The following is a 23,936-nucleotide window of genomic DNA, read 5'->3' on the forward strand; positions in this document are numbered from 1 at the left end:
AGCCGGACGTCTGCAAGGGCCGGGCGGGCCGAGTGATCGACCCGCCCGATCGCCTACTTGTAGCGCTCGAACCAGGCGAGGATCGCCTGCACCCGGGCGGCCGACTGCGAAGGACGCACCGCCAGCCCGCCGTGCGAGGCCTCCGGCACGCGCACGAACGCCGTCGGCACGCCGCGCAGGCGCAGGGCTTGATAGTACTGCTCGGACTCGCCGACCGGCGTGCGCAGGTCGCGATCGCCGACCAGCACCAGGGTCGGGGTCTTCACATTGCCGACCAGCGACAGCGGCGAGCGCGCCCAATAGCCCTGCGGGTCTTCCCACGGCATCTTGCCGAACCAGTAGTCGGCCATGAAGTTGGCCCCGTCGACGGTCAGCACCTGGCTGGTCCAGTTGATCACCGGCTTCTGGGCCGCGGCGGCCTTGAAGCGGTCGGTCTTGCCGACGATCCAGGCGGTCAGCAGGCCGCCGCCCGATCCGCCGGTGACATAGAGGCGGGCCGGATCGACGAAGCCCTTGGCGATCCCGGCGTCCACCACGCTGATCAGGTCGTCGTAGTCGTGGGCGGGATAGGTCTTGTCGATCTCGTTGGCGAAGGCCGCCCCGTACGAGGTCGAGCCGCGCGGGTTTGAATAGACCACCACATAGCCGGCCGCCGCATAGAGCTGGTTGTCGGTCGAGAAGTACGGGCCATAAGCCGAGAACGGCCCGCCGTGGATCTCCAGCACCAGCGGATACTTCTTCGACGGATCGAAGTTCGGCGGGGTGACGATCCAGGCGTCGATCGGCTTGCCGTCGAAGGCGGAGGTCACCGCCAGCTTCTCGACCTTGCCCAGGGTCTTGCCGACGAACAGGTCGGCGTTCAGCGCCGTCAGCCGCCGCGCCGCGCCCTTGCCGGCCACCGCGATGTCGGCCGGCCGCTCGGGAGACCCTTGCGTGAAGGCCACCGCCCCGTCGCGGGCCAGCGAGAAGTCGCCGCCGGTGTAGGGCCGGTCGAGCGCGGGACCGGCCACGCTCTCGGCCAGCGGCTGGATCTTGCCGTCCAGGGAGACCCTGGCCAGCTTCTTCACGCCGTGGTCGTCGTACGACACCACCAGGCTGCGGCCGTCGTGCGACCACTGCGCCGCGTCGATGCTGCGGTCCAGGCCCGCGGTCAGCGAACGCGAACCCTGGCCGTCGGCGCCCATCACATAGAGCTGGACGTTCTCGTAGCTGCGCCGCGCGGCGTCGTCATAGCCGAGATAGGCGATCTGCCGCCCGTCCGGCGAGACCTCCGGCGCGCGGTCAGGCCCGACCCGGCGGGTCAGCTGGGTCAGGGTCCCGTCGAGCGCCGAGACCGCGAAGATCTCGCTGTCGGCCGAGTTTCGCTCCCAGTCCTTGTTGCGGTTGGACGAGAACAGCACCTTGCGGCTGTCGCCGCTCCAGGCCAGCGGCCCGAAGGCGTCGAACTTGCCGAAGGTCAGCTGGCGCGGCGCGCCGCCGTCGGCCGAAACCACGAACACCTGCGAGAAGCCGGGCTTCAGCTCGCCGTCGCCGTCGGCGCGCCAGGTCATCCGGTCCTCGACCTTCAGCGGCGGAGCCCAGGTCGCACCCTCCGGCTTGGCCAGCGGCGCGCCCAGCTTGGCCGGCTCGTCGGCGGTCAGCATCAGGATGGCCAGCGACTTGCCGTCGGGCGACCAGGCCAGCTCGCTGGGCGCCTGCTCCAGGGTGGCGACCTGGGCCGAACGGCCGCTCGCCATCCAGCGCACGTGGACCTGCGGGCCGCCGGGCCCGGAGACCACATAGGCCAGGCGCTGGCCGTCCGGCGACCAGCGCGGCCGGCTGTTGGACCGCTCGTCAGCGATCAGCGGGCTCTGGGCGCCGGTCTTCGGATCGACCAGCCAGATCGACCGCCGCGCCCGGTCCGTCATGATGTCGTTGGCGACCCGCACATAGGCGATGGCGCCGCCGTCAGGCCGGAACTGCGGATCGGAGGCGTATTCCAGGCCGAACAGGTCGCGCGGCGCGAACACCCGCGAGGGCGCCTCCGCGACCTGGGCGAGCGCCGGCGTCACGGAAAGAGCGGCGCAGGCCGCGAGAAGCAAACTGGCGTAACGCATGTAGGCGAAGCATCCCCGACCGCCCTATCGCGGCGGCGCCATAGAAGGAACTTGCGCGGTGATTGTCCAGATGCGGACGATCTTGCCCGAAGGCGCTGCCGGTCAGTCCTGGCCGAAGCGCTCGCCGAGATAGACCCGGCGCACTTCCGGATCGTCGACGATCTGGTCGGGAGTGCCTTCGAACAGCACTTCGCCGGCGTGGATGATCGAGGCGCGGTCGATGATGTCCAGCGTCTCGCGGACATTGTGGTCGGTGATCAGGATGCCGATGCCGCGGCCCTTGAGGTAGGTGATCACCTCGCGGATGTCGGCGATGGCCAGCGGATCGATGCCGGCGAACGGTTCGTCCAGCAGCATGAACGACGGCTCGCTGGCCAGGGCGCGGGCGATCTCGACGCGGCGGCGCTCGCCGCCGGACAGCGACACCGCCGGCGAGGTGCGCAGATGCTCGATGCGCAGCTCCTGCAACAGCTCGGTCACCGTCTGCTTGGCGCGCGCCTGGCTGCGCTCGCGCAGCTCGACCACGGCCATGACGTTCTCTTCAACGGTCATGGCGCGGAAGATCGAGGTTTCCTGCGGCAGGTAGCCGACGCCCATGCGGGCGCGCTGGTACATCGGCTGGCGGGTGATGTTCTCGCCGTCCAGGTAGATCGAGCCGTAGTCGGCCGGGATCAGGCCGGTGATCATGTAGAAGCAGGTGGTCTTGCCCGCGCCGTTCGGGCCGAGCAGGCCCGCGACCTCGCCGCGCGCCAGGCGCAGCGACACGCCCTTCACCACCGCACGCTTGCGGAAGGACTTGCCGATGTTGTCGACGACAAGACCTTCGCCGGCCAGGCCCGGCAACGACTGTTCGGCCTCGGCCAAGTGAACTCCTAGCGGCGGGCGGCGGGCTGGCCCGCCTGCTGGTTCGGGAAGATGACCGCGCGCGGACGCGCCTTGCCGGGGCCCTTGGCGCCCGACTGCATCTGCGCGTCGCCGGTCGCGACATTGACCACCAGCCGGTCGCCGCGGATCACGTTCTGACCGGAGACGGCGACCACGTCGCCGGTTATGACGATGCGCTCGGCGGTCACGTCATAGTTGGCGTTGTCTCCGCGCACCTTCTGCTGCGGGGTCACGTAGTAGACGTTGCCGATCGCCTCCATGCGGTCCAGCGCGCCGCACGCGCCGCCGGCGCCGCCCGGCCGCGCGGCCTGCTGCTTGGAGAAGGTCTTGATCACGTCGGCGCGCAGCCGCGTGCGGTCCTGCAGCGCCTCGGCCGATCCGCTCCAGATCGACAGGCACTGGTTGTTGATGACCTCCAGCGCGTCGGCGGTGATGTCCACCGGCGCGTCCGAGCTCTGGCTCAGCTGCGCGGCGGCCGGGCCCGCGCCCAGCACCATCGTGACTGCGACCAGCGCCGCCAGCTTCGTCATTTCAAGCCCGCTCATGCTCATGAAGCCCATCTGGGAAGCCCGGTCCGAAAGTCGAGTGCGAAAAGATCGAGTCCGCAAGCTCTACTTCGAATCGATACGTCCGCGCACCCCGCCCTTGAAGACCAGGCGCTCGCCCTTGTCGTACACGCCATAGGACTTCGCCGTGATTTCGCCAAGCGACGAGGCGCCGGAGATCAGCCCCTCGCCCTCCAGTTCGCCCGTCGCGGTGTTGAAGATCGAACTGGCGGTGTCGAAGGTCACGTCGCCGCCGCTCATCTTCACCCCGCCGTCCAGGTTCAGCACCCGCCGATCCTCGCTGTAGACGCCGGACTTGGCGGTCACCCGCGTCGGGTTCACCCCTTCGGCGTCGAGGATCAGCGCCGGCTTGTCCAGCAGCACCCGCTGGTAGTCGTTCTCGTCGCGCACCGCCGTCGCCGCGGTCAGCACGAAGGCGCGGCCCTTGTCGTCCTTGCCGACAAAGCGCGGATTGACCAGCTCGATCGGGGCGTCGGCCTCGCGCGGGGCGGCGTCGCGGCCGAGAAAGGTCGTGTGGACGATGAAGCCGATCAGGCTGACCAGGATCGCCACGATCAGCGCCGGCAGGATGACCCGTAGCCGCCGGATCAGCCGCGAACGCCGCCGCCAGCGCTCGAAGTCGCTGCGGACAGGTAGTTGGACTGTGGCGGCGGCCAGCGACATCGGCGCCTCAGGCGTGCGCGAAGATGTCGACCTCTTCCCAGCCCCTCACGTCCAGCAGGGCGCGGTGCGGGAGGAAGTCGAAGCAGGCGCGGGCCAGGCCGTCGCGGCCTTCCCGCTCCAGCATGGCGTCGAGCTTGGCGCGCAGGGCGTGCAGGTGCAGCACGTCGGAGGCCGCATAGGCGATCTGTTCGTCCGACAGCTTGGCCGCGCCCCAGTCCGAGCTCTGCTGGGCCTTGGACATGTCGACGCCCAGCAGTTCCTTGCTGACATCCTTCAGGCCATGGCGGTCCGTATAGGTGCGGGCCAGCTTCGAGGCGATCTTGGTGCAGTAGACCGGCGCGGTGACCACCCCCAGGTGCAGGTGGAACATGGCGATGTCGAACCGCCCGAAGTGGAAGATCTTCAGGATCTTCGGGTCGGTCAGCACCCGCTTCAGGTTCGGCGCGTCATAGGTCTCGCGGTTCAGCTGGACGAGGTGGGCGTCGCCCTTGCCGTCGGACAGCTGCACCACGCACAGCGGGTCGCGGCCGAGTTGCAGGCCCATGGTCTCCGAATCGATCGCGACAGCCTCCGCGTCCGCGAACAGGCCGTCGGGAAGGTCGCCGATATGCAGGTGATTGGCCAAGAACCGTCTCCGAAACTTCACGTCGCGCCACCCTATATAGCGCGCGATCTGCGTCGCACAGGCGCAGACCGGCGATCGACATACACCTGTCGCGGCCGCGCAACGCCGACGCAACCTGCAGGATCCATGATGTCTGGGAGCTGAACGAGCGCCACTCTGTCAAAGAGTGGTGCCCAGGAGAGGACTCGAACCTCCACGACCTTTCGGCCACTGGCACCTGAAGCCAGCGCGTCTACCAATTCCGCCACCTGGGCCCGGTCCCTTCGGATCGGGGAGGGCGCTCTTTAGGGCGCCGCTCAGCCGCGGTCAACACGCTCTGTCGCAATATTCGAAGTCTCGTTGCAGCGCCGGGCCGGTTCGTCTATCCGGGCGGCTCGGAACCTTCTTTGTTTTCATATGCGGACGCACGGCATGCAGGATCTGGTCACGGTCTTCGGCGGATCAGGCTTCATCGGAACCCAGATTGTTCGGGCCCTCGCCAAGCAGGGCCTGCGCATTCGCGTGGCCGTTCGCCAGCCGCACCTGGCCCACACCATGCGCCTGATGGGCGACGTGGGTCAGGTCGAGGTCGTCCAGGCCAATATCCGCGACGAGGCTTCGGTGCGCCGCGCGCTCACCGGCGCTCAGGCCGCGATCAACGCCGTCGGCATCTTCCATGACACTGGCCGCCAGAAGCTGGCCGCGGTCCACGTCGACGGCGCGCGCAACGTCGCCCGCGCCGCCCGCGACCTCGGCGTCGAGCGCCTGGTGCTGATCTCCGGCATCGGCGCGCACACCGCCGGCGCCGCCGACTACGTCGCCTCCAAGGCCGAGGGTGAGACCGTCACCCGCGCCGAGTTCCCCGACGCCGTCATCCTGCGGCCCTCGGTGGTCTTCGGTCAGGGCGACAAGCTGCTCAACACCTTCGGCCAGATGGCGGTCTACAGCCCGGTGCTGCCGCTGATCGGCGCCGAGACCCGCCTGCAGCCGATCTATGTCGGCGATCTGGCCCGCGCCGCGGCCACCGCGGTCACCGACCCGGCCTGCGCCGGGCGCACCTACGAACTGGGCGGCCCGGGCGTCTTCACCGTGCGCCAGATCGTCGAGCTGGTGGTCGCCGAAACCGGCCGCCGCCGCTTCCTGGTCCCGATGCCGTTCGGGATCGCCGGCCTGCTGGCCAAGCTCAGCGCTCCGATCGGCCTGATCACGCCGCTGTCGCCGCCGATCACCGCCGGCCAGGTCGAGGTGCTGAAGACCGACAACGTCGCCGATCCGGCCCTGCCGGGCCTGGCCGATCTCGGCGTCACTTCGCCGATGACGCTCGAGGCCATCGCCCCGACCTATCTCTACCGCTTCCGCAAGGGCGGCCAGTTCGCCGATCAGGTCATCACCGCGGCCTGATCGGGCCGTCGGCCACGGGGGCTCAGCCCCCGTGCAGGTACAGCACGCCCAGGCCGACCACGCCGGCGAAGATTCGCCACCAGCCGTAGGGCGCCAGCCCGAAGCGGTTGATGAAGTCGAGCATCGTCTTCACCACGACCAGACCCGACAGGAAGCTGACCACGAAGCCGATCGCGATGATCCCCAGATTGTCGCCGGTCAGCACGTCCTTGTTGGACCAGAAGTCCAGCACGAACGCCCCGACCATGGTCGGGATGGCCATGAAGAACGAAAACTCGGCCGCCGCGCGCCGGTCGATGCCGATCATCACGCCGCCGACGATGGTCGCCCCTGAGCGCGAGACCCCCGGCACCATCGCCAGGCACTGACAGAGGCCGACGCCCAGCGCCCGCTTCCAGGTCAAGTTCATGGCGTCGTCTTCCTTGGGCGTCGGGGCCCAGCGGTCGACGAGCAGCAGGATCACGCCGCCGACGATCAGCATCACGCAGATCAGGCCGATGCTCTCGAACAGCACGGTCTTGATGAAGTCGTGCGCGAAGAACGCCACCACCATCGACGGCAGCACCGAGATCAGCACGCTGGCCGCGAACCACCGCGCCTTCGGGTCGCTGGGCAGGCGGATGAACACCCCCCACAGCCGTTGGAAGTAGATCACCACCACCGCCAGGATCGCGCCCAGCTGGATCATGACGCTGAAGGTGTCCCAGAAGCCGCTGGGCAGGCCCAGCAGCTTCTTGGTCAGCAGCAGGTGGCCCGTCGACGAGACCGGAATGAACTCCGTCAGGCCTTCGACAAGGCCGAGGATGACGGCTGCGATCCAGTCCGACACGGGCGACTCCATGGATTGAGATTGAGCGATCAAGGGCGATGAACAGGGTAAATTTCCAGTTCATCCATTTTTGGGACTATTTATCGGCGACCAGTGGACGAGTTGACCGATGCACGCCGCCGCGAGGACTCAATTGGTCTCATAATTTTACCATCAGCTTTTGCCGCCGCGCATTCGCCGCTACACGACCCTGCCTGACATCCGGGTGTGGAGGTTTTGCGGCCATGGCCGAGCGCATGCTGAAGTTCACGACGGTCGAGCGCACGACGCCCGCCAAACGCGCCGCGCAGACCCGTTCGGGCGACTTCCACGAGATCTACGCCGACTTCATCGACGCCAAGGCGACCGAGCAGGCTTCGCGCTGCTCGCAGTGCGGCATCCCGTTCTGTCAGACCCACTGCCCGCTGCACAACAACATCCCCGACTGGCTGCGGATGACCGCCGAGGGCCGCCTCGAGGAAGCCTATGCGCTCTCCCAGGCGACCAACTCGATGCCCGAGATCTGCGGCCGCATCTGCCCGCAGGACCGCCTGTGCGAGGGCTCCTGCACCATCGAGCAGTCCGGCCACGGCACCGTCACCATCGGCGCGGTCGAGCGCTACCTGACCGACAAGGCCTGGGAGGAAGGCTGGGTCCAGCCGCTGCGCGCCGGCCCCGCCCGCGGCCAGTCGGTCGGGATCATCGGCGCTGGCCCCGCGGGCCTCGCCGCCGCCGAGCGGCTGCGTGAAGGCGGCTATGACGTCACCGTCTACGACCGCCACGACCGCGCCGGCGGCCTGCTGATCTACGGCATCCCCGGCTTCAAGCTGGAAAAAGAGGTCGTCGAGCGCCGCACCGCCCGCCTCGCCGAGGGCGGGGTCGTCTTCAAGCTCTCCTTCGAGGTCGGCCGCGACGCCAGCCTCGACGAACTGCGCGCCCGCCACGACTCGATCCTGATCGCCACGGGGGTCTATGCGGCGCGCGAGCTCGTCGCCCCCGGCTCCGGCTCGGCCGGGGTCGCGCCGGCGCTCGACTATCTGATCGCCTCCAACCGCATAGGGCTCGGCGACAGCGTTCCGGCCTACGACAGCGGCGAGCTCAACGCCGCGGGCCGCGACGTCGTCGTGGTCGGCGGCGGCGACACGGCCATGGACTGCGTGCGCACCGCCGTGCGCCAGGGCGCGAAGTCGGTCACCTGCCTCTATCGCCGCGACCGCGCCAACATGCCGGGCTCGGCCCGCGAGGTCGCCCACGCCGAGGAGGAAGGCGTGGTGTTCGAATGGCTGGCCGCCCCGCGCGCCGTGCTCGGCGACGCCGGCCACGCCGACGGCCTGCGCGCCATCCGCATGCGGCTCGGCCCGCCCGACGCCTCCGGCCGCCAGGCGCCTGAAGAGGTCGAGGGCGGCGACTTCGACCTGCCCGCCGGCCTGGTGATCAAAGCCCTCGGCTTCGATCCCGAGGACCTGCCGACCCTGTTCGCCGCCCCCGACCTCGCGGTCTCGCGCTGGGGCACGCTCAAGGCCGACTTCAAGACCATGCAGACCAGCCTGCCCGGCGTCTTCGCGGCCGGCGACATCGTCCGCGGCGCCTCGCTGGTGGTCTGGGCCATCCGCGACGGCCGCGACGCCGCCGACGCCATCCACCAACACCTCTCGCAGCGCGCGCTGCTGGCCGCGGAGTGACTCAGATGAAGACCGCTCATCCCCGCGAAGGCGGGGACCCGAACAGCGTCGAAGCCGCGCAAGCCGTGCAGAACCAAACCTCGGCCTGGGCCCCGGCCTTCGCCGGGGCGAGCGATGAGTTGGATCGGTACGCCGCCAACCGCGCCGCCCTGACCGCCGCCCACGCCTACTCCCCCGCCGACGAGCGCGACGCCTGCGGCGTCGGCCTGGTCTGCGCCCTGGACGGCAAGCCCCGCCGCGAGGTGGTCGAGCTGGCCATCACCGCCCTGAAGAGCGTCTGGCACCGCGGCGCGGTCGACGCCGACGGCAAGACCGGCGACGGCGCCGGCGTGCTGCTGAGCGTGCCGCAGGACTTCTTCGCCGACCAGGTGACCCGCATCGGCCACGTCCTGCGCCCCGGCCCGATCGCCGTCGGCCAAGTGTTCCTGCCGCGCAACGACCTCGGAAATCAGGAAGCGGCCCGCACCATCGTCGAGGCCGAGGCCCTTCGCTTCGGCTTCTACATCTACGGCTGGCGTCAGGTGCCGGTCGACACCTCGGTGATCGGCGAGAAGGCCAACGCCACCCGCCCCGAGATCGAGCAGATCATGCTCTCGCCGCCGGCCGGCCTGACCGGCGAGGCGCTGGAGCGCGCCCTGTTCCTGTGCCGCAAGCGCATCGAAAAGCGCGTCGCCGCCGCCGGCATCCAGCACTTCTACCTGTGCTCGTTCTCGGCCCGACAGCTGATCTACAAGGGCATGTTCCTCGCCCAGCACATCGACGAGTTCTATCCCGACCTGCGCGACGAACGCTTCGCCGCCGCGGTGGCGATCTTCCACCAGCGCTACTCGACCAACACCTTCCCCGAATGGCGCCTGGCCCAGCCCTTCCGGATGCTCGCCCACAACGGCGAGATCAACACCAAGAAGGGCAACGTCAACTGGATGAAGTCGCACGAGATCCGGATGGCGGCCGACGCCTTCGGCGAGATGGGCGACGACGTGAAGCCGGTCATCCAGGACCCGCACGGCTCCGATTCCATGGCCCTCGACAACACCTTCGAGGTGCTGGTCCGCGCCGGTCGCGACGCGCCGATGGCCAAGGCGCTCTTGATGCCCGAGGCCTGGAACGCCCGCTCGGACGAGCAGATCAAGCCGGCGCACAAGGCGCTCTACGCCTACTGCAATTCGGTGATGGAGCCGTGGGACGGCCCGGCCGCGATCTGCGCCAGCGACGGCCGCTGGGTGGTGGCCGGCAAGGACCGCAACGGCCTGCGCCCGCTGCGCGTGACCTATACCGACGACGGCCTGCTGATCATGGGCTCGGAGGCCGGCATGTGCCGGGTCGAGGAGTCGCGCATCGTCCGCAAGACCCACATCTCCGCCGGCCGGATGATCGCCGTCGACCTGGCCGAAGGCCGGCTCTACGGCGAGGACGAGATCATCGACCAGCTCGCCGTCCGCCACCCCTACGACCAGTGGCTCGGCAACATGGTCGACCTGGAAAAGACCATCGCCCCCGGCCCCGAGCCGCGCGCCTATTCGCGTGAGGAGCTGGTCCGCCGCCAGGTCGCCGCCGGGCAGAGCCTGGAGGACATAGAGCTGATCCTCGCCCCTATGGTCGAGGACGGCAAGGAAGCGGTCGGCTCGATGGGCGACGACACCCCGCTGGCCGTGCTCAGCGACCAGTACCGGCCGCTGTCGCACTTCTTCCGCCAGAACTTCAGCCAGGTGACCAACCCGCCGATCGACTCGCTGCGCGAGACCTCGGTGATGAGCCTCAAGACGAGATTCAAGAACCTCGGCAACATCCTGGCCCAGGACGAGGCCCAGACCGACGTCTTCGTGCTGGAAAGCCCGGTGCTGACCACCGGCATGTACGGCCGCATCGTCGAGTTCATCGGCGAGAAGAGCGTCGCGGTCATCGACTGCACCATGCCGCTGCCCGCGCCCGAGAGCCGCGACGGCGACGCCCTGCGCGCCAACCTCGACCGCATCCGCGCCGAGGCCGAGGACGCCGCCCTGCGCGGCTGCGCCACCATCGTGCTGACCGACGAGGCCAGCGGCCCCGGTCGCGTCGCCCTGCCGATGATCCTGGCCACCGGCGGGGTGCACTCCTCGCTCGTCGCCAAGGGGCTGCGCTCCTACGTCTCGCTCATCGTCCGGTCGGCCGAATGCCTCGACACCCACTACTTCGCGGTGCTGGTCGGGGTCGGAGCCACGGCGGTCAACGCCTACCTGGCGCAGGAGAGCTTCCAGGACCGGCTCGACCGCGGCCTGACCGGCGACCTGACGCTTCGCGAGCTGTGCCTGAACTTCAAGCACGCCATCGAGGGCGGGCTCCTAAAGATCATCGCCAAGATGGGCATCGCGGTGATCTCGTCCTATCGCGGCGGCTACAACTTCGAGGCCCTGGGTCTATCCCGCGCCCTGGTCGCCGAGTTCTTCCCGGGCATGCCCTCGCGCATTTCCGGCATCGGCCTGGCCGGAATCGAGGCCAAGGCCCTCGAACTGCACCGCAAGGCCTGGGACGCCGCGGCCATCACCCTGCCGGTCGGCGGCTTCTACAAGGCCCGCCGCGCCGGCGAGGCCCACGCCTTCGAGGCGCGGATGATCCACGCCCTGCAGCGCGCCTGCGACACCGGCAGCTACGCCGCCTACAAGACCTTTTCCGACGGCATGCGGCGGATGCCGACCATCCAGCTGCGCGACCTGCTCGACCTGCGCTCGCCCGAGCGCGCGGTCAGCCTCGACGAGGTCGAGAGCGTCAACGAGATCCGCAAGCGCTTCCTGACCCCCGGCATGAGCATGGGCGCGCTCAGCCCCGAGGCGCACGGCGTGCTCAACATCGCCATGAACCGGATCGGCGCGAAGAGCGTCTCCGGCGAGGGCGGCGAGGATCCGGCCCGCTACAAGCCGCTGCCCAACGGCGACAACCCGAACTCGGCAGTCAAGCAGATCGCCTCGGGCCGCTTCGGCGTCACCGCGCAGTACCTCAACGAGTGCCGCGAGATCGAGATCAAGGTCAGCCAGGGCGCCAAGCCCGGCGAGGGCGGCCAACTGCCCGGCTTCAAGGTCACCGAGCTGATCGCCAAGCTGCGGCACTCGACGCCCGGCGTGATGCTGATCTCGCCGCCGCCGCACCACGACATCTATTCGATCGAGGACCTGGCCCAGCTCATCTACGACCTCAAGCAAATCAACCCCGAGGCCCGGGTCTGCGTAAAGCTGGTGGCCATGACCGGCATCGGCGCCATCGCCGCCGGGGTCGCCAAGGCGAAAGCGGACGTGATCCTGATCTCCGGCAATGTCGGGGGCACCGGCGCGTCGCCGCAGACCTCGATCAAGTACGCCGGCGGTCCGTGGGAGATGGGCCTGTCGGAAGCCAACCAGGTCCTGACGCTCAACAATCTGCGCCACTCTGTGCGGCTGCGGGCCGACGGCGGCATGCGCACCGGCCGCGACGTGGTCATCGCCGCCATGCTCGGCGCCGAGGAGTTCGGCATCGGCACCGCCAGCCTGATCGCCATGGGCTGCATCATGGTCCGTCAGTGCCACTCCAACACCTGCCCGGTCGGGGTCTGCACCCAGGACCAAGCCCTTCGCGACAAGTTCTCCGGCAGCCCGGAAAAGGTCATCAACCTCTTCACCTTCATCGCCGAGGAGGTGCGCGAGATCCTGGCCGGCCTCGGCTTCCGCAGCCTCAACGAGATCGTCGGCCGCACCGACCTGCTGCAACAAGTCTCCCGCGGCGGCGAGCACCTCGACGACCTCGACTTGAACCCTCTGCTGGTCCGCGCCGATCCCGGCCCGCACGCGCCATTCTGTACGGTCGAGGGCCGCAATGAGGTGCCCGACACCCTCGACGCCCAGATCGTCCGCGACGCCGCCCCGCTGCTCGAGCGCGGCGAGAAGATGCAGCTGACCTACACCGTGCGAAACACCGCCCGGGCGATCGGCTCGCGCACCTCCTCGCACATCGTCCGCAAGTTCGGCATGGAAGGCCTGCCGCCCGGCCACCTGACCGTCCAGCTCAAGGGCTCGGCCGGCCAGAGCCTCGGCGCCTTCGCCGTCCAGGGCCTGCGCATCGAGCTGACCGGCGAGGCCAACGACTATGTCGGCAAGGGCCTGTCCGGCGCGACCCTCGTGATCCGGCCCGCCCCGCAACTGGCCGCCGCGCAGACCAACGCCATTATCGGCAACACGGTGCTCTACGGCGCGACCAGCGGTCGGCTGTTCGCGGCCGGACTGGCCGGCGAGCGCTTCGGGGTGCGCAACTCCGGCGCCGTCACCGTGGTCGAGGGCTGCGGCACCAACGGCCTGGAATACATGACCGGCGGCGTCGCCGTGGTGCTGGGGCCGGTCGGCTTCAACTTCGCGGCCGGCATGACCGGCGGCATGGCCTACGTGCTCGACCTCAACGACCGCTTCCTGACCATGCTCAACCGCGACAGCGTCGTGGTCGAACGGATCGGGACCCGCCACTGGGAAGCCGAGCTCAAGGCCCTGGTCGAAGAGCACGCCCGCGAAACCGGCTCGGTCCTCGCCGACACCATCCTGCGCGACTGGGATCGCTGCCTGCCCAAGTTCTGGCAGATCGTCCCCAAGGAAATGGTCCACCGCCTCGACAAGCCGTTGGCCGAGGAAGAGGCGGTGCATCACCGAGCTTAGCGCCGCCCCCTTTGGGGAGAGGGTTAGGGTGACGGGGGCGGCGGCGCATCGAGCCTCGCCGCCATCGCCTCGACTTGTTCGGCCGCGTGGATCATCGGGCCCTGCGGCACCAGCACCCTGCCGGCCCGCGGGCTGTCGAGATCGACGATCAGGCTGATCGCCAGCGCCACCAGCACGAACAGGCCCGAGGTCGAGACGAAGTGCCGTCGCCCGTCCGCGGCCAGGCTGTGGCCCATCAACGCCGCGGCCGCCACCGCGAACAACACCAGCACCTGCAGCGCCCGCGGCGGCACCCGCGCGTCCAGCGCCGCATGGCGGGCGGCGGCCAGGTCGAACATCTCGTTGGTGGCGGTCAGCACCGGCACGACCAGCGGCGCACCTTCCGGCGTGCGGATCGCCCGCCCGATCTGCTCCCAAAGTCGCCCCTGAACCGCCTCCGCCTCGGCCTCCGCCGCCTTGACCTTGGTCTTGTCCCGGCCGGCGTCGAAGAAGGCCAGCCGCACCTTCACGTAGCCCGACATGGTCCGGATCAACTCCGAGCGGTTCGGCTCCGGCAGCAGCTGATAGCGCAGCGCCGCCGTGGAAATGGCGTTGGCCTCGTCGACGACGAGCAGCCGGCGGCCCTCGTAGCGTTCGGCCGCCATGCCGAACACGAAGGCCACAAGCAGGCCAAGCAGGGCCAGCGCCGCGCTCAGCACGTAGCCGGATCCTTCGTCGCCATCGTCGGCCCTCGGCCGTCGCGGACGCAGCCTCATGCTCAGGCGAAAGCTCATCTCGGCGGCGAGGATCATGACGACCGCCAGGCCCAGCCAGCTTGCAATGGTCAGAGCCATTTGGCCCTCCTTCGCTGAAGCGGCGCGCCACGGCTCGCGCCGCCGTCCGCCAAGCGTCCTGGCCGTTGGCGGATCACGGCGGACCGGGGACGAGCCCCGCCGCCAGCGCCTCCACGTTCTGCGCGACGTTCTCCATCGGCGTCTGCGGCACCCGCACGCTGCCGAGCCGCGGGTTGTCCAGATCGACGATCAGGCTGATCGCCATCGCCACCAGCACGAACAGCCCGCAGGTCGCGACCAGATGCCGTCGTCGCCCGTGCGCCAGGCCGTGACCCATGATCGCCGCGGTCACCACCGCGAAGATGACCAGCACATGCAGCGCCCGCGGCGGCACCCGCTCCTCCAGCGCCGCGCGCCGCGAGGCCTCCAGATTGAACATGTCGTTGGTCGGCATCATCACGCCCATGGCGTACGGCGCGCCCTCTGGCGTGCGGACCGCCGCGTTGACCTGCCGCCAGATCGTGGCCTGGAGGGCTTCGGCCCGCGCCTCGGCTTCACCGACCCGCTCCATGTCGGCGCCCAGGTCGTAGAACTGCAGCCGCACCTTCACGTACTGCGCCATGCTGCGCAGCAGCTCGCTGCGGTGCGGCTCGGGCATCAACTGGTAGCGCAGCACCGCCGTCGAAATGGCGTTCGCCTCGGCTGTCACCAGTTGGCGGCGCTCGACATAGCGGTCGTTGGCCATGCTGAACACGAAGGCGATCAACAGGCCCAGCAGCCCCAGCGCCGCGCTCAGCACATAGCCCGAGCCCGAGCCCGACTCGCTCGCCTCCAGCTCGCCCCTGCCGCGGGCGCGGTCCAGCGCGTGGCTGTGCAGCCGGTAACCCAGCTCGACCGCCAGTACGAGCACCGCGGTCAGCAGCAGCCAGCCCAACAGGGTCGCGCCCATCTCCACCGCTCCTCAGTCCGGAGCGAAGGTCTCAGCCGCAAGCAGGGCTCGCCATCGGTCAGCGCCCTGAAACCGGGGCCGTACCTACCCCACCCCGTGCTGCTTCAGCAGCGCCTCTTCGTCGCCCGACACCCAGCCGAACACCTTCGGCTCGCCGGCCAGCGCCTGGACCAGGTAGTGGACGACGAAGTCGATCACGGCGTCCTCCCGCCCGTCCCGCGCATAGGTCGCCGTCCAGGCCACGTGGGCCACGCAATGCAGCGCGTCGATCGGAGACACCCGCACCGCCCGGATCGTCATCGCCTTGGTCCCGATCGCCCGATAGCGCTCGTAGCCCTTGGCCATGGCCTCGCCGAACGCGGCGTCGTTCTTGCCGCCCATCACCCCGGCCGGCGTGGCGGCGATGAACTCCGAGGCGTAGAGCGAGGTCGCCTCGTCCAGGTCGAGATCCCCGCCCAGGGCGCGCATGAAGAAGCGCTGGTATCGCTCGAACAATCGCCTGACGGCAGCTTCCATCACGCTCTCCGCTTCAGCCAGGCTCGACGCCGACATAGCGGGCCCGTGGGCGGATAACGCCGCCGCCCTGGCCTTGTTCGATCGCGTGGGCGATCCAGCCGGCGCAGCGGGCGACGGCGAACAGCGCGAACGGCGCGTCGGTCGGCAGCCTCAGCGCCCGCGCCATCGCCACCAGCGCGAAGTCGACATTGGGGGCCAGGCCGGTCATGGCGCTGATCGTCGCCTGCAGCCGAAGCATCTCGGGGTCCGGCTCGAACCGCTCCAGCAACGCCGCGGCCCGCGGGTCGCCGTCCGGATAGAGGTTGTGGCCAAAGCCCGGGATGTGCCGGTCCTCGGCCAACCGCGCGTTCACCGCGCCCCGCGGTCCGATCTCGCCAGCCTCGCGCGCCAGGCTCTGCACCGCCGCCGCCGCGCCGCCGTGCCGCGGTCCCGACAGCGCCGCCATCCCGGCCAGAGCGCAGGCCGCCAGCGACGCCCCGGTCGAGGCCGCCACCCGCGCCGCGAAGGTCGAGGCGTTGAGCTCGTGATCGGCCAGCAGCACCAGCGCCCGGCGGATCAGGTCCGCCCCCGGGCCGCCCGGCCCCTGGCCCCAGGCCAGCGCCAGCCGCCCGGCGATCGCCCCGCCGCCCTGTTGGCCGGCGACCGCGTCGGTCAGCACGTCGAGCAACGTCGCGGCCTCGACCGCCAGCGCCAGCGGGTTGCGGCCGCGGGCCGGCGGGTCCTGCCCGGCCCGCGCCGCCAGCGCCAGGAACGCGCGCGAGCGCATGTCCGCCCCCTCGGGCGGCGCCGGCCGGTCCGTCCGCTTCAGCGCCGCGCCATGTCCGCCGCGCAGCAGCCGCGCCACCGACTCCAGGGTCTCGGTCTGCGCCAGCTCGGCCGCGTCGCGCCCGCGATAGAAGAGCCGGCCGCCCGAGATCGTGGTGATCGCCGAGGTCAGCACCGGCTCGCCCCACGAGATCGCGCCCGCCGCCACCTCGGCCACCTTGCGGCTGCGGCTCTTGCGGTCGGTCAGGGCGGCGATGTCGGCGACGCGGTAGAGGCTGCGGCGCGGATCATGCGGATCGGGCCGCACCTGCACCCGCCCGCGGCTGACATAGGCGTAGAGCGTCTGCGGCCGCACGCCGAGCCGCGCGCGCGCCTCGTCGGCGGCGATCCATTCGGGCGGTCTGGCGGCGGCTTGCGCGGTCATATGTTGATTATATTGATCAAGATTGACGCATCCAGCTTGCGGGCAAATATCGCGGCAAGCAAGAGGAGTTCTTTCCATGTCCGACGGTCTTGAAGACGTCGTCGCCGCCAACACCGTGATGTCGGAAGTCGACGGCCAGCGCGGCGTGCTGATCATCCGCGGCCACTCCCTCGACGAACTAGCCGGCGCCACCCGGTTCGAGGACTTGGTCCGCACCCTGTTCGACGGCTTCTTCGACGCGCTGCCGGCCGATCTCGCCCCGGCCCTGGGCGCGGCCCGCGCCGAGGTGTTCTCCGAGGTCGCCGCCCTCGATCCCGGCCTGCTCGACCTGACCCCGGTCGAGGCCATGCGCGCCCTCACCGCCCGCTTGCCGGACGGCGACGACCTGGCTGTCGCCCTGCGCCTGATCGCGGCGCCGGCCGTGTTCACCGCCGCCGTGGTCCGCGCCCATCAGGGCCTGGCCCCGGTCGCCCCCGACCCGGCGCTCAGCCACGCCGCCGACGCGCTGCGGATGATCTCCGGCCAGGTCCCGGCCAAGGCCCAGTCCGACGCGCTCGACACCTATCTGGTCACGGTCAGCGATCACGGCCTCAACGCCTCGACCTTCGCCGCCCGGGTGATCGCCTCGACCCGCGCCGGCCTAACCTCGGCCGTGCTCGGCGGGATCAGCGCGCTGAAGGGGCCGCTGCATGGCGGCGCGCCGGGTCCGGTGATCGAGATGCTCGACGAGATCGGCGAACCGCAGAACGCCCGCGCCTGGATCGAACAGGCCCTGGCCCGCGGCGACCGGCTGATGGGCTTCGGCCACCGCGTCTACCGGGTCCGCGACCCGCGAGCCGACGCCCTGAAGGCCGCGGTGCGCCGGCTGGGCGACGGCTCCAACGTCCGCCCCGGCCGCGTCGCCTTCGCCGAGGCCGTCGAGGCCGCCGCCCTGGCGATCCTCAAGGAGCACAAGCCCGACCGGGCGCTCGACACCAATGTCGAGTTCTACACCGCCCTGCTGCTGGAGGCGCTCGACTTCCCGCCCAGCGCCTTCACCTGCGTCTTCGCCATGGGCCGCGTCGCCGGGTGGATCGCCCACGCCCGCGAACAGGTGGCTGGCGGACGCCTGATCCGCCCGCAGTCGGTCTATGTCGGCCCGGCCCCGCTGAAGGCGGCCTGAATTCCTCCCCCTGCAGGGGGAGGTGGATCGAGACGGAGGGGGACTGCTCTCTAGCTGGAGCCCCCCTCAGTCAGCCATTCGGCCGGCAGCTCCCCAAGGGGGCAATGGCCGCCGCAAGACCTACTCGCCCCACCACGGATAGCCGCGCGGCATATCGGCCGAGACCTTGCCCGGGAAGTTCGGCGCCCGCTTCTCCAGGAACGCGGCCACCCCCTCCTTGACGTCGCCGCCGGCCCCCAGGGTCATCGCCATGCGCCCGTCGATCTTCAGCACGTCGGCCGGCGAGGGCGCCTGCGACAGCCGCCACAGCATCTGGCGGGTCAGGGCCACCGACACCGGCGCGGTGTTGTCGGCGATCGAGCGGGCGATGGCCCGCGCCCGCGGCAACAGCTCCTCGGCCGCGACCACCTCGCTGACCAGCCCCCCGGCCAGCGCCTCGCTGGCCGGGAACAGCGCCCCGTCCAGGCACCAGCGCAGCGCCTGCGGCAGACCGACCAGCCGCGGCAGGAACCAGGCGCTGCCCGCCTCCGGCACCAGTCCGCGGCGCGCGAACACGAACCCGAACTTCGCGCCCTCGGCGGCGATGCGGATGTCCATCGGCAGGGTCAGGGTCAGCCCGACCCCGACCGCCGCGCCGTTGAAGGCCGCGATCGAGGGCTTGCGGCACTCGTAGATCGCCTCGACGAAACCCCCGCCGCTTCCCTGCCGCGGCCCCTTGCTGACGTCGCCGAACGAGGCCGAGCCCGCCGCCGAGGTGGTGTCGAACGCATCGGCCCCGGCCGAAATGTCGGCGCCGGCGCAGAACGCGCGCCCGGCGCCGGTCACCAGCACCACGCGAACATCATCGTCGGCGTCCGCGCTTCGGAACGCGTCGGCCAGTTCCTGGCCCATCAGGGCGGTGTAGGCGTTGAGCTTGTCGGGTCGGTTGAGGACGACTTCGAGAACACCGTCCTGCAGACTGCTGGTGATGTGCTGATAGGCCATGGCTTCCTCCCAGAGGCGGGAGTCAGGCTAGGCGGTTGACGCCGCGGCGGGGAACGGCAATCGAGGCTTAACCAATCGGCCTAATCCTCTAGCCCTTAGTTCAGTGATTTCGAGGATTTGCGTCATGCCCCAGGAGCCCTTCGCCGCCCCTGCTCCTGGCGCGGAGCCGTTCGGCGAGCTGGCCGACGTGGGCGCGTTCTTCGACGTCTCCCTCGACCTGTTGGTGATCCGCGACCTGGAGGGGCGCGTGGTCAAGGCCAGCGCCTCCTGGCGCAGTCTGCTCGGCCATGATCCGGACGCGATGGTCGGCTGGCGGTTGCTCGACCTCGTCCATCCCGACGACATGCCCGGCACGCTAGGCAGCGTCGAGGAGGTTGAGAACCGCCGGCCCGACGACCCCGTGGTCGGCTTCACCAACCGCTACCGCCACAAGGACGGCCGCTACCTGACCCTGGAGTGGCGCGCCCAGCGCCGCGGCGACCACATCTACGGCGTCGCCCGCGACGTCACCGCCCGCGTCGCCGCCGAACGCGCCCTGATCGAGGCCAAGGCCGCGGCCGAGGCCGCCAGCCGCGCCAAGTCCGACTTCCTGGCCAATATGAGCCACGAGATCCGCACCCCACTGAACGGGGTCATCGGCATCGTCGACGCCCTGGCCCGCACGCCGCTGGCGGTCGACCAGTCCGAGATGGTCGCCCTGATCCGCAACTCCGGGACCATTCTGGAGCGGCTGGTCTCGGACATTCTCGACGTCTCCAAGATCGAGGCCGGCGAACTGGAGCTGGACGTCCAGCCCTTCGACCTCGACGAGGCGCTCGGCCCCTGCATCGAGGTCATGCGCTACCGGGCGCACGACAAGGGCCTGGCGTTCCAGGTCGAATGCGACGCCCAGGCCCGCGGCCGCTTCGTCGGCGACGGCGCCCGGCTGGGCCAGATCGTCGCCAACCTGCTCTCCAACGCGGTCAAGTTCACCCATGCCGGCGCGATCACCCTGCGCATGGGCATGACCGACGCGACCGACGCCGCCCGCCTGGTGCTGAGCGTCGAAGACACCGGCGTCGGCTTCGGCCCCGACCACGCCGCCCGGCTGTTCGCCCGCTTCAGCCAGGCCGACGCCACCATCAGCCGGCGCTTCGGCGGCACGGGCCTGGGCCTCTCGATCTGCCGCTCGCTGGCCGAGATGATGGGCGGCGAAATCTCGGCCTCCTCGCAGGCCGGGATCGGCAGCCGCTTCGTCGTTTCCTTGCCGTTGCCGCGCGCCGAACCTCTGGCCGCCTACAACGCCCGCGAGGACGCCGCGCCCGCCGCGCCGACTCCGCGCGCCGGGCCGCTGCGGGTGCTGCTGGCCGAGGACCACCCGACCAACCAGCGCGTCGTCGAGCTCATCCTCGCCAGCCAGGATGTCGAGCTGGTCATCGTCGACGACGGGGCCCAGGCGCTGGCGGCCTTCGCCGCCGCCGACTTCGACCTGGTGCTGATGGACATGCAGATGCCGCACATGGACGGCCTGGCCGCCACCCGCGCGATCCGCGCCCTGGAGGCCGAGCGCGGCGCCGCGCCCTCTCCGATCGTCATGCTCAGCGCCAACGCCATGGCCGAGCACCAGCACGAGGCCCGCGCCGCCGGCGCCGACCTGCACGTCGCCAAGCCGATCACCGCCGCCAGCCTGCTGGCCGGCATCGAGACCGCCCTCGCCGGCGTCGCGGTCGCGGCCTGACGAATTCTTCCTCCCCCATCCTGATGGGGGAGGGGGACCGGCGAAGCCGGTGGAGGGGGCGGCCCCGGGCGCCGAGCTCTCGGCTCGCCGAAACGGCGACGCCGACTGGAACTCGCCGCGAGTCGTTCGCGCTATGGGTGCGGCGACGGGAGGGCTAGAACCACGCCATGGCCACCGCCGCTCGCCCCCGCCTGTCCGCCGTCGAAGCCGGCGTCCTGACCCGCCGCATCACGCTCGCCTCGACCGGGGTAGCGCTGCTGCTCGTCACCCTCAAGGGGGTCGTCTGGGCGATGAGCGGCTCGGTGGCGCTGCTGGCGTCCGCCGCCGACTCCGCCCTCGACCTGCTGGCCTCGCTGGTGACGTTCTTCGCCGTGCGCTACGCCGCCAGCCCGCCGGACGCCGAGCACCGCTTCGGCCACGGCAAGGCCGAGGCCTTCGCCAGCCTGATGCAGGGCGGCCTGGTCTTCGCGTCCGCCGCCCTGATCGGCCGCGAGGCGATCATGGGCCTGATCGAACCGCAGCCGGTCCGCCAGGAGGGCCTGGCGGTCATCGTGATGATCGTCTCGACCCTGCTGACCTTCGCCCTGATCAGCGCCCAGGGTTACGTCCTGCGCCGCACCGCCTCGGTGGCGGTGGCCGGCGACCGGGCGCACTACGCCACAGACCTCGCCTCCAACATCGCCGCCCTGGCCGGCATCGCCGCGGCGGCCTGGCTGGGCTGGCGCGGCATGGACGCCCTGGCCGCGCTGGTCGTCACCGGCCTGCTGCTCTGGGGCGCGATCAGCGTGTTCCGCGAGGCCGCCAGCCAGCTGATGGACCGCGAGCTCCCCCACGACGAGCGCGACCGCATCAAGGCCCTGGTCACCGCCGACCCGGCGCTGACCGACGTGCACCAGCTGCGGACCCGCGCCTCGGGTCCGTACGTTCACATGCAGATGCACGTCGACCTCGATCCTGCACTGTCGCTTGAGCGGGCCCACGCCGCCGTCGTCGCGGCCGAGAAACGCATCCTCGCCGAGTTCCCCAGCGCCGACATCATCATCCACCCCGACCCGCGCGGCGCGGCCGAGCCGCATGGCGGCGCCTTCGCCGAGACCGCGCTCGGTAAACGCGGCCTTAACGAGGACGAGCGATAGTCGATCGCCTGATGAGCCTCGACCTCACCCTCCTGCACTTCCCCCTGGACCCCGCCTCCCGCCAGGTCCGCCTCGCGCTGGGCGAAAAGCGGCTGCCGTTCGCCGAAGAGGCGGTCCGCTACTGGGAGCGCCCGGCCGCCCTGGTGAAGCTGAACCCGTCGGGGCTGACGCCGGTGCTGGTCGTCGCGGGCGGCCGCGAGCCGCTGGTGCTGTGCGAGAGCCGCGCCATTCTCGACTACCTCGAAGAGACCCATCCCGAGCCGCCGCTGCTCGGCCGCGATCCGGCCGAGCGCGCCGAGGCGCGACGCCTGCTGCAATGGTTCGACCGCAAGTTCGACTACGAGGTCGGCGGCTTCCTGCTGCACGAGAAGATGGAAAAGCGCCTGCTCGGCCTCGGCGCCCCGGATCTCGGCGCCATGCGGGCCGGCCGTGAGGCGCTGCGCGCCCACCTCGTCTATGTCGAGACGCTGCTGTCGGGCCGCGACTGGCTGGCCGGACGCCGGCTGTCGATGGCCGATTTCGCCGCCGCCGCCCACCTCTCGGTGATCGACTATTTCGGCGACGTGCCGTGGCGCGACTTCCCGGCGGTCAAGACGTGGTACATGAAGCTGAAATCGAGGCCGTGCTTCCGGCCGCTGCTGGCCGATCGCTGGCCCGGCCTCGCGCCGGCGCAGCATTATGACGACCTCGACTTCTGATCCCCGTACCGCCGACCTGATCCGCCAGCGCGCCGCCGAGCTCGGCTTCGACGTCTGCCGCATCGCCGACGCCCGCGCGCAGTGGGCCGCCTCCGCCCGCCTGCGCGAGTTCGTCGAGCACGGCCGCCACGGCGAGATGGGCTGGATCGAGGACACGGAAGGCCGCCGCCAGCATCCGACCGCCATGTGGGAGGCCGCCCGCTCGGCGATCATGCTCGGCGTCAACTACGGCCCCGACCACGACCCGCTGGAGACCCTGACCCGCAAGGACCGCGGCGCGATCTCGGTCTACGCCCAGGGCGACGACTATCACGAGCTCATCAAGGGCCGGCTCAAGCAGCTGGCGGGCTGGCTGGTCGCCCGCTTCGGCGGCGAGTTGAAGGTCTTCGTCGACACCGCGCCCCTGATGGAAAAGCCGCTGGCCGAACGCGCCGGCCTTGGCTGGCAGGGCAAGCACACCAATCTGGTCAGCCGCGAGTTCGGCTCCTGGCTGTTCCTCGGCTCGATCCTCACCGAGCTCGACCTGCCGGCCGACGGCCCCAGCGGCGGCTCCTGCGGTCAGTGCCACGCCTGCCTCGACGTCTGCCCGACGAACGCCTTCCCCGCGCCCTATCAGCTCGATGCGCGCCGCTGCATCTCCTACCTGACCATCGAGCTCAAGGGCCCGATCCCGGCGCAGTTCAGGCCGATGCTCGGCAACCGCATCTACGGCTGCGACGACTGCCTGGCGGTCTGCCCGTGGAACAAGTTCGCCGCCACCTCGCGCGAACAGCGGCTGCACGCCCGCGACGCCCTGCGCGAACCGGCCCTGGCCGATCTCGCCGCCCTCGACGACGCCGCCTTCCGCGCGCTGTTCTCGAAAAGCCCGGTCAAGCGCATCGGCCGCGACCGCTTCCTGCGCAACGTGCTCTACGCCATCGGCAATTCCGGCGACCGGGCCCTCGCGCCCCGGGCCCAGGCCCTGCTCGCCGACCCCGCCTCCATCGTCCGCGGCGCCGCCGTCTGGGCGCTCGCGCGCCTGCTGCCCCCCGCCGCCTTCGCGAACCTCCGCGCCGCCTCAGCCGAAACCGACCCCGACGTCCTCGCCGAGTGGGCGGCCTGACCAAGAAATTGCTCCCCCTCTGGGGGAGCTCTCAGCGCAGCTGGCTGAGGGGGACTTTGACCCTCGCGCTTGAGAGTAGTCCCCTCAGTCGCGCGACGTGATGAGCGCCGCGAAGAAGGCGCGCCCATGATGGGCAAGCGGGGCCCCCAGAGGGGAGGATCTGGCCTTCGATGGCCGCAACGCCTGTCCCTCTCCCCGCTTGAGGGGAGAGGTTAGGTGAGGGGTTGGCGGCGCGGAGCGGCGCTCTGCAAAGTCAGCCGCCCCCCTCACCCCAGCCCTCTCCCCCAAAGGGGGCGAGGGAGGCATTCTAGATGCTGGGCTCTGGATGCCCCCATCTAGGGGAGGAATTGCTTCCG

General features: G+C 70.4%; 19 protein-coding genes and 1 tRNA gene. 8 read left to right on the top strand and 12 right to left on the bottom strand.

From position 1 onward, the window contains the following. Positions 1-53: 53 nt before the first annotated feature. The 6 genes from ACSQ2H_RS21030 to ACSQ2H_RS21055 all read right to left on the bottom strand — a co-directional run bounded on the left by ACSQ2H_RS21030 (position 54) and on the right by ACSQ2H_RS21055 (position 5,089). A complete protein-coding gene (locus tag ACSQ2H_RS21030) occupies positions 54-2,096 on the bottom strand; it encodes a S9 family peptidase (RefSeq protein WP_436063310.1) in 2,043 nt (680 codons plus the stop codon). 102 nt (positions 2,097-2,198) lie between these two features. Next, a complete protein-coding gene (gene lptB / locus ACSQ2H_RS21035) occupies positions 2,199-2,939 on the bottom strand; it encodes an LPS export ABC transporter ATP-binding protein (RefSeq protein ID WP_183772402.1) in 741 nt (246 codons plus the stop codon). 29 nt (positions 2,940-2,968) lie between these two features. Beyond that, positions 2,969-3,511 (bottom strand): LptA/OstA family protein, encoded by a 543-nt coding sequence (locus ACSQ2H_RS21040; RefSeq protein WP_436063311.1) that lies wholly within the window; start codon positions 3,509-3,511, stop codon positions 2,969-2,971. Positions 3,512-3,592: 81 nt separating this feature from the next. Further along, positions 3,593-4,210 carry an LPS export ABC transporter periplasmic protein LptC gene (lptC, locus tag ACSQ2H_RS21045; RefSeq protein WP_436063312.1) on the bottom strand — a complete coding sequence of 206 codons (618 nt, stop codon included), beginning with the start codon at positions 4,208-4,210 and terminating at the stop codon, positions 3,593-3,595. A 7-nt stretch (positions 4,211-4,217) separates the two neighbouring features. Continuing rightward, entirely contained in the window at positions 4,218-4,835 is a 618-nt protein-coding gene (locus ACSQ2H_RS21050) for a ribonuclease D (protein WP_436063313.1), read from the bottom strand. Between the two features lie 167 nt (positions 4,836-5,002). Continuing rightward, positions 5,003-5,089 (bottom strand) — tRNA-Leu (locus ACSQ2H_RS21055). 157 nt (positions 5,090-5,246) lie between these two features. On the opposite strand from ACSQ2H_RS21055, the gene ACSQ2H_RS21060 reads away from it, so the two are divergent. After that, complete coding sequence (locus ACSQ2H_RS21060) at positions 5,247-6,215, top strand: complex I NDUFA9 subunit family protein (protein WP_436063314.1); 969 nt, start codon at positions 5,247-5,249, stop codon at positions 6,213-6,215. 22 nt (positions 6,216-6,237) lie between these two features. Here ACSQ2H_RS21060 and ACSQ2H_RS21065 read toward each other — a convergent pair whose 3' ends face one another. After that, positions 6,238-7,044, bottom strand: coding sequence for an undecaprenyl-diphosphate phosphatase (locus tag ACSQ2H_RS21065; protein ID WP_436063315.1), 807 nt, complete (start codon positions 7,042-7,044; stop codon positions 6,238-6,240). 224 nt (positions 7,045-7,268) lie between these two features. Between ACSQ2H_RS21065 and ACSQ2H_RS21070 the strand changes: the two genes are divergently transcribed. Continuing rightward, positions 7,269-8,705, top strand: a complete 1,437-nt coding sequence (locus tag ACSQ2H_RS21070; protein WP_436063316.1) for an NAD(P)-dependent oxidoreductase — start codon at positions 7,269-7,271, stop codon at positions 8,703-8,705. A 5-nt stretch (positions 8,706-8,710) separates the two neighbouring features. Next, a complete protein-coding gene (gene gltB, locus ACSQ2H_RS21075) occupies positions 8,711-13,354 on the top strand; it encodes a glutamate synthase large subunit (protein ID WP_436063317.1) in 4,644 nt (1,547 codons plus the stop codon). A gap of 23 nt (positions 13,355-13,377) precedes the next feature. On the opposite strand, the gene ACSQ2H_RS21080 is transcribed toward gltB, so the two are convergent. The 4 genes from ACSQ2H_RS21080 to ACSQ2H_RS21095 form a co-directional block, all read right to left on the bottom strand. Continuing rightward, the gene (locus ACSQ2H_RS21080) at positions 13,378-14,187 is read right to left on the bottom strand and encodes a hypothetical protein (protein ID WP_436063318.1); all 810 of its coding nucleotides are present in this window, start codon (positions 14,185-14,187) and stop codon (positions 13,378-13,380) included. Between the two features lie 73 nt (positions 14,188-14,260). Further along, positions 14,261-15,076: a hypothetical protein gene (locus ACSQ2H_RS21085; RefSeq protein ID WP_436063319.1), complete on the bottom strand. Its 816-nt coding sequence runs from the start codon at positions 15,074-15,076 to the stop codon at positions 14,261-14,263. A gap of 84 nt (positions 15,077-15,160) precedes the next feature. Next, complete coding sequence (locus tag ACSQ2H_RS21090) at positions 15,161-15,592, bottom strand: nuclear transport factor 2 family protein (protein ID WP_436063320.1); 432 nt, start codon at positions 15,590-15,592, stop codon at positions 15,161-15,163. Between the two features lie 13 nt (positions 15,593-15,605). After that, a complete protein-coding gene (locus tag ACSQ2H_RS21095; RefSeq protein ID WP_436063321.1) occupies positions 15,606-16,781 on the bottom strand; it encodes a citrate synthase in 1,176 nt (391 codons plus the stop codon). A gap of 76 nt (positions 16,782-16,857) precedes the next feature. Between ACSQ2H_RS21095 and ACSQ2H_RS21100 the strand changes: the two genes are divergently transcribed. After that, positions 16,858-17,943: a citrate synthase/methylcitrate synthase gene (locus ACSQ2H_RS21100; protein ID WP_436063322.1), complete on the top strand. Its 1,086-nt coding sequence runs from the start codon at positions 16,858-16,860 to the stop codon at positions 17,941-17,943. Positions 17,944-18,063: 120 nt separating this feature from the next. Here the strand turns inward: ACSQ2H_RS21100 and ACSQ2H_RS21105 are convergent, their stop codons facing one another. Next, the gene (locus ACSQ2H_RS21105) at positions 18,064-18,927 is read right to left on the bottom strand and encodes an enoyl-CoA hydratase-related protein (protein ID WP_436063323.1); all 864 of its coding nucleotides are present in this window, start codon (positions 18,925-18,927) and stop codon (positions 18,064-18,066) included. A 124-nt stretch (positions 18,928-19,051) separates the two neighbouring features. Here ACSQ2H_RS21105 and ACSQ2H_RS21110 point away from each other — a divergent pair, with 124 nt between their 5' ends. From ACSQ2H_RS21110 to queG, 4 genes are all read left to right on the top strand, one after another. Beyond that, positions 19,052-20,644: an ATP-binding protein gene (locus ACSQ2H_RS21110; RefSeq protein ID WP_436063324.1), complete on the top strand. Its 1,593-nt coding sequence runs from the start codon at positions 19,052-19,054 to the stop codon at positions 20,642-20,644. Positions 20,645-20,811: 167 nt separating this feature from the next. Beyond that, a complete protein-coding gene (locus tag ACSQ2H_RS21115; protein ID WP_436063325.1) occupies positions 20,812-21,780 on the top strand; it encodes a cation diffusion facilitator family transporter in 969 nt (322 codons plus the stop codon). A gap of 11 nt (positions 21,781-21,791) precedes the next feature. Further along, positions 21,792-22,478, top strand: a complete 687-nt coding sequence (gene fzlA, locus ACSQ2H_RS21120) for an FtsZ-binding protein FzlA (RefSeq protein WP_436063326.1) — start codon at positions 21,792-21,794, stop codon at positions 22,476-22,478. Then, the gene (gene queG, locus ACSQ2H_RS21125) at positions 22,459-23,580 is read left to right on the top strand and encodes a tRNA epoxyqueuosine(34) reductase QueG (RefSeq protein WP_436063327.1); all 1,122 of its coding nucleotides are present in this window, start codon (positions 22,459-22,461) and stop codon (positions 23,578-23,580) included. Before fzlA ends, queG begins: the two co-directional genes overlap by 20 nt. Positions 23,581-23,936 lie beyond the last annotated feature (356 nt).

This window comes from Phenylobacterium sp. LjRoot97, from assembly GCF_964254345.1.
In the GTDB taxonomy this organism is placed as follows: Bacteria; Pseudomonadota; Alphaproteobacteria; order Caulobacterales; family Caulobacteraceae; genus Phenylobacterium.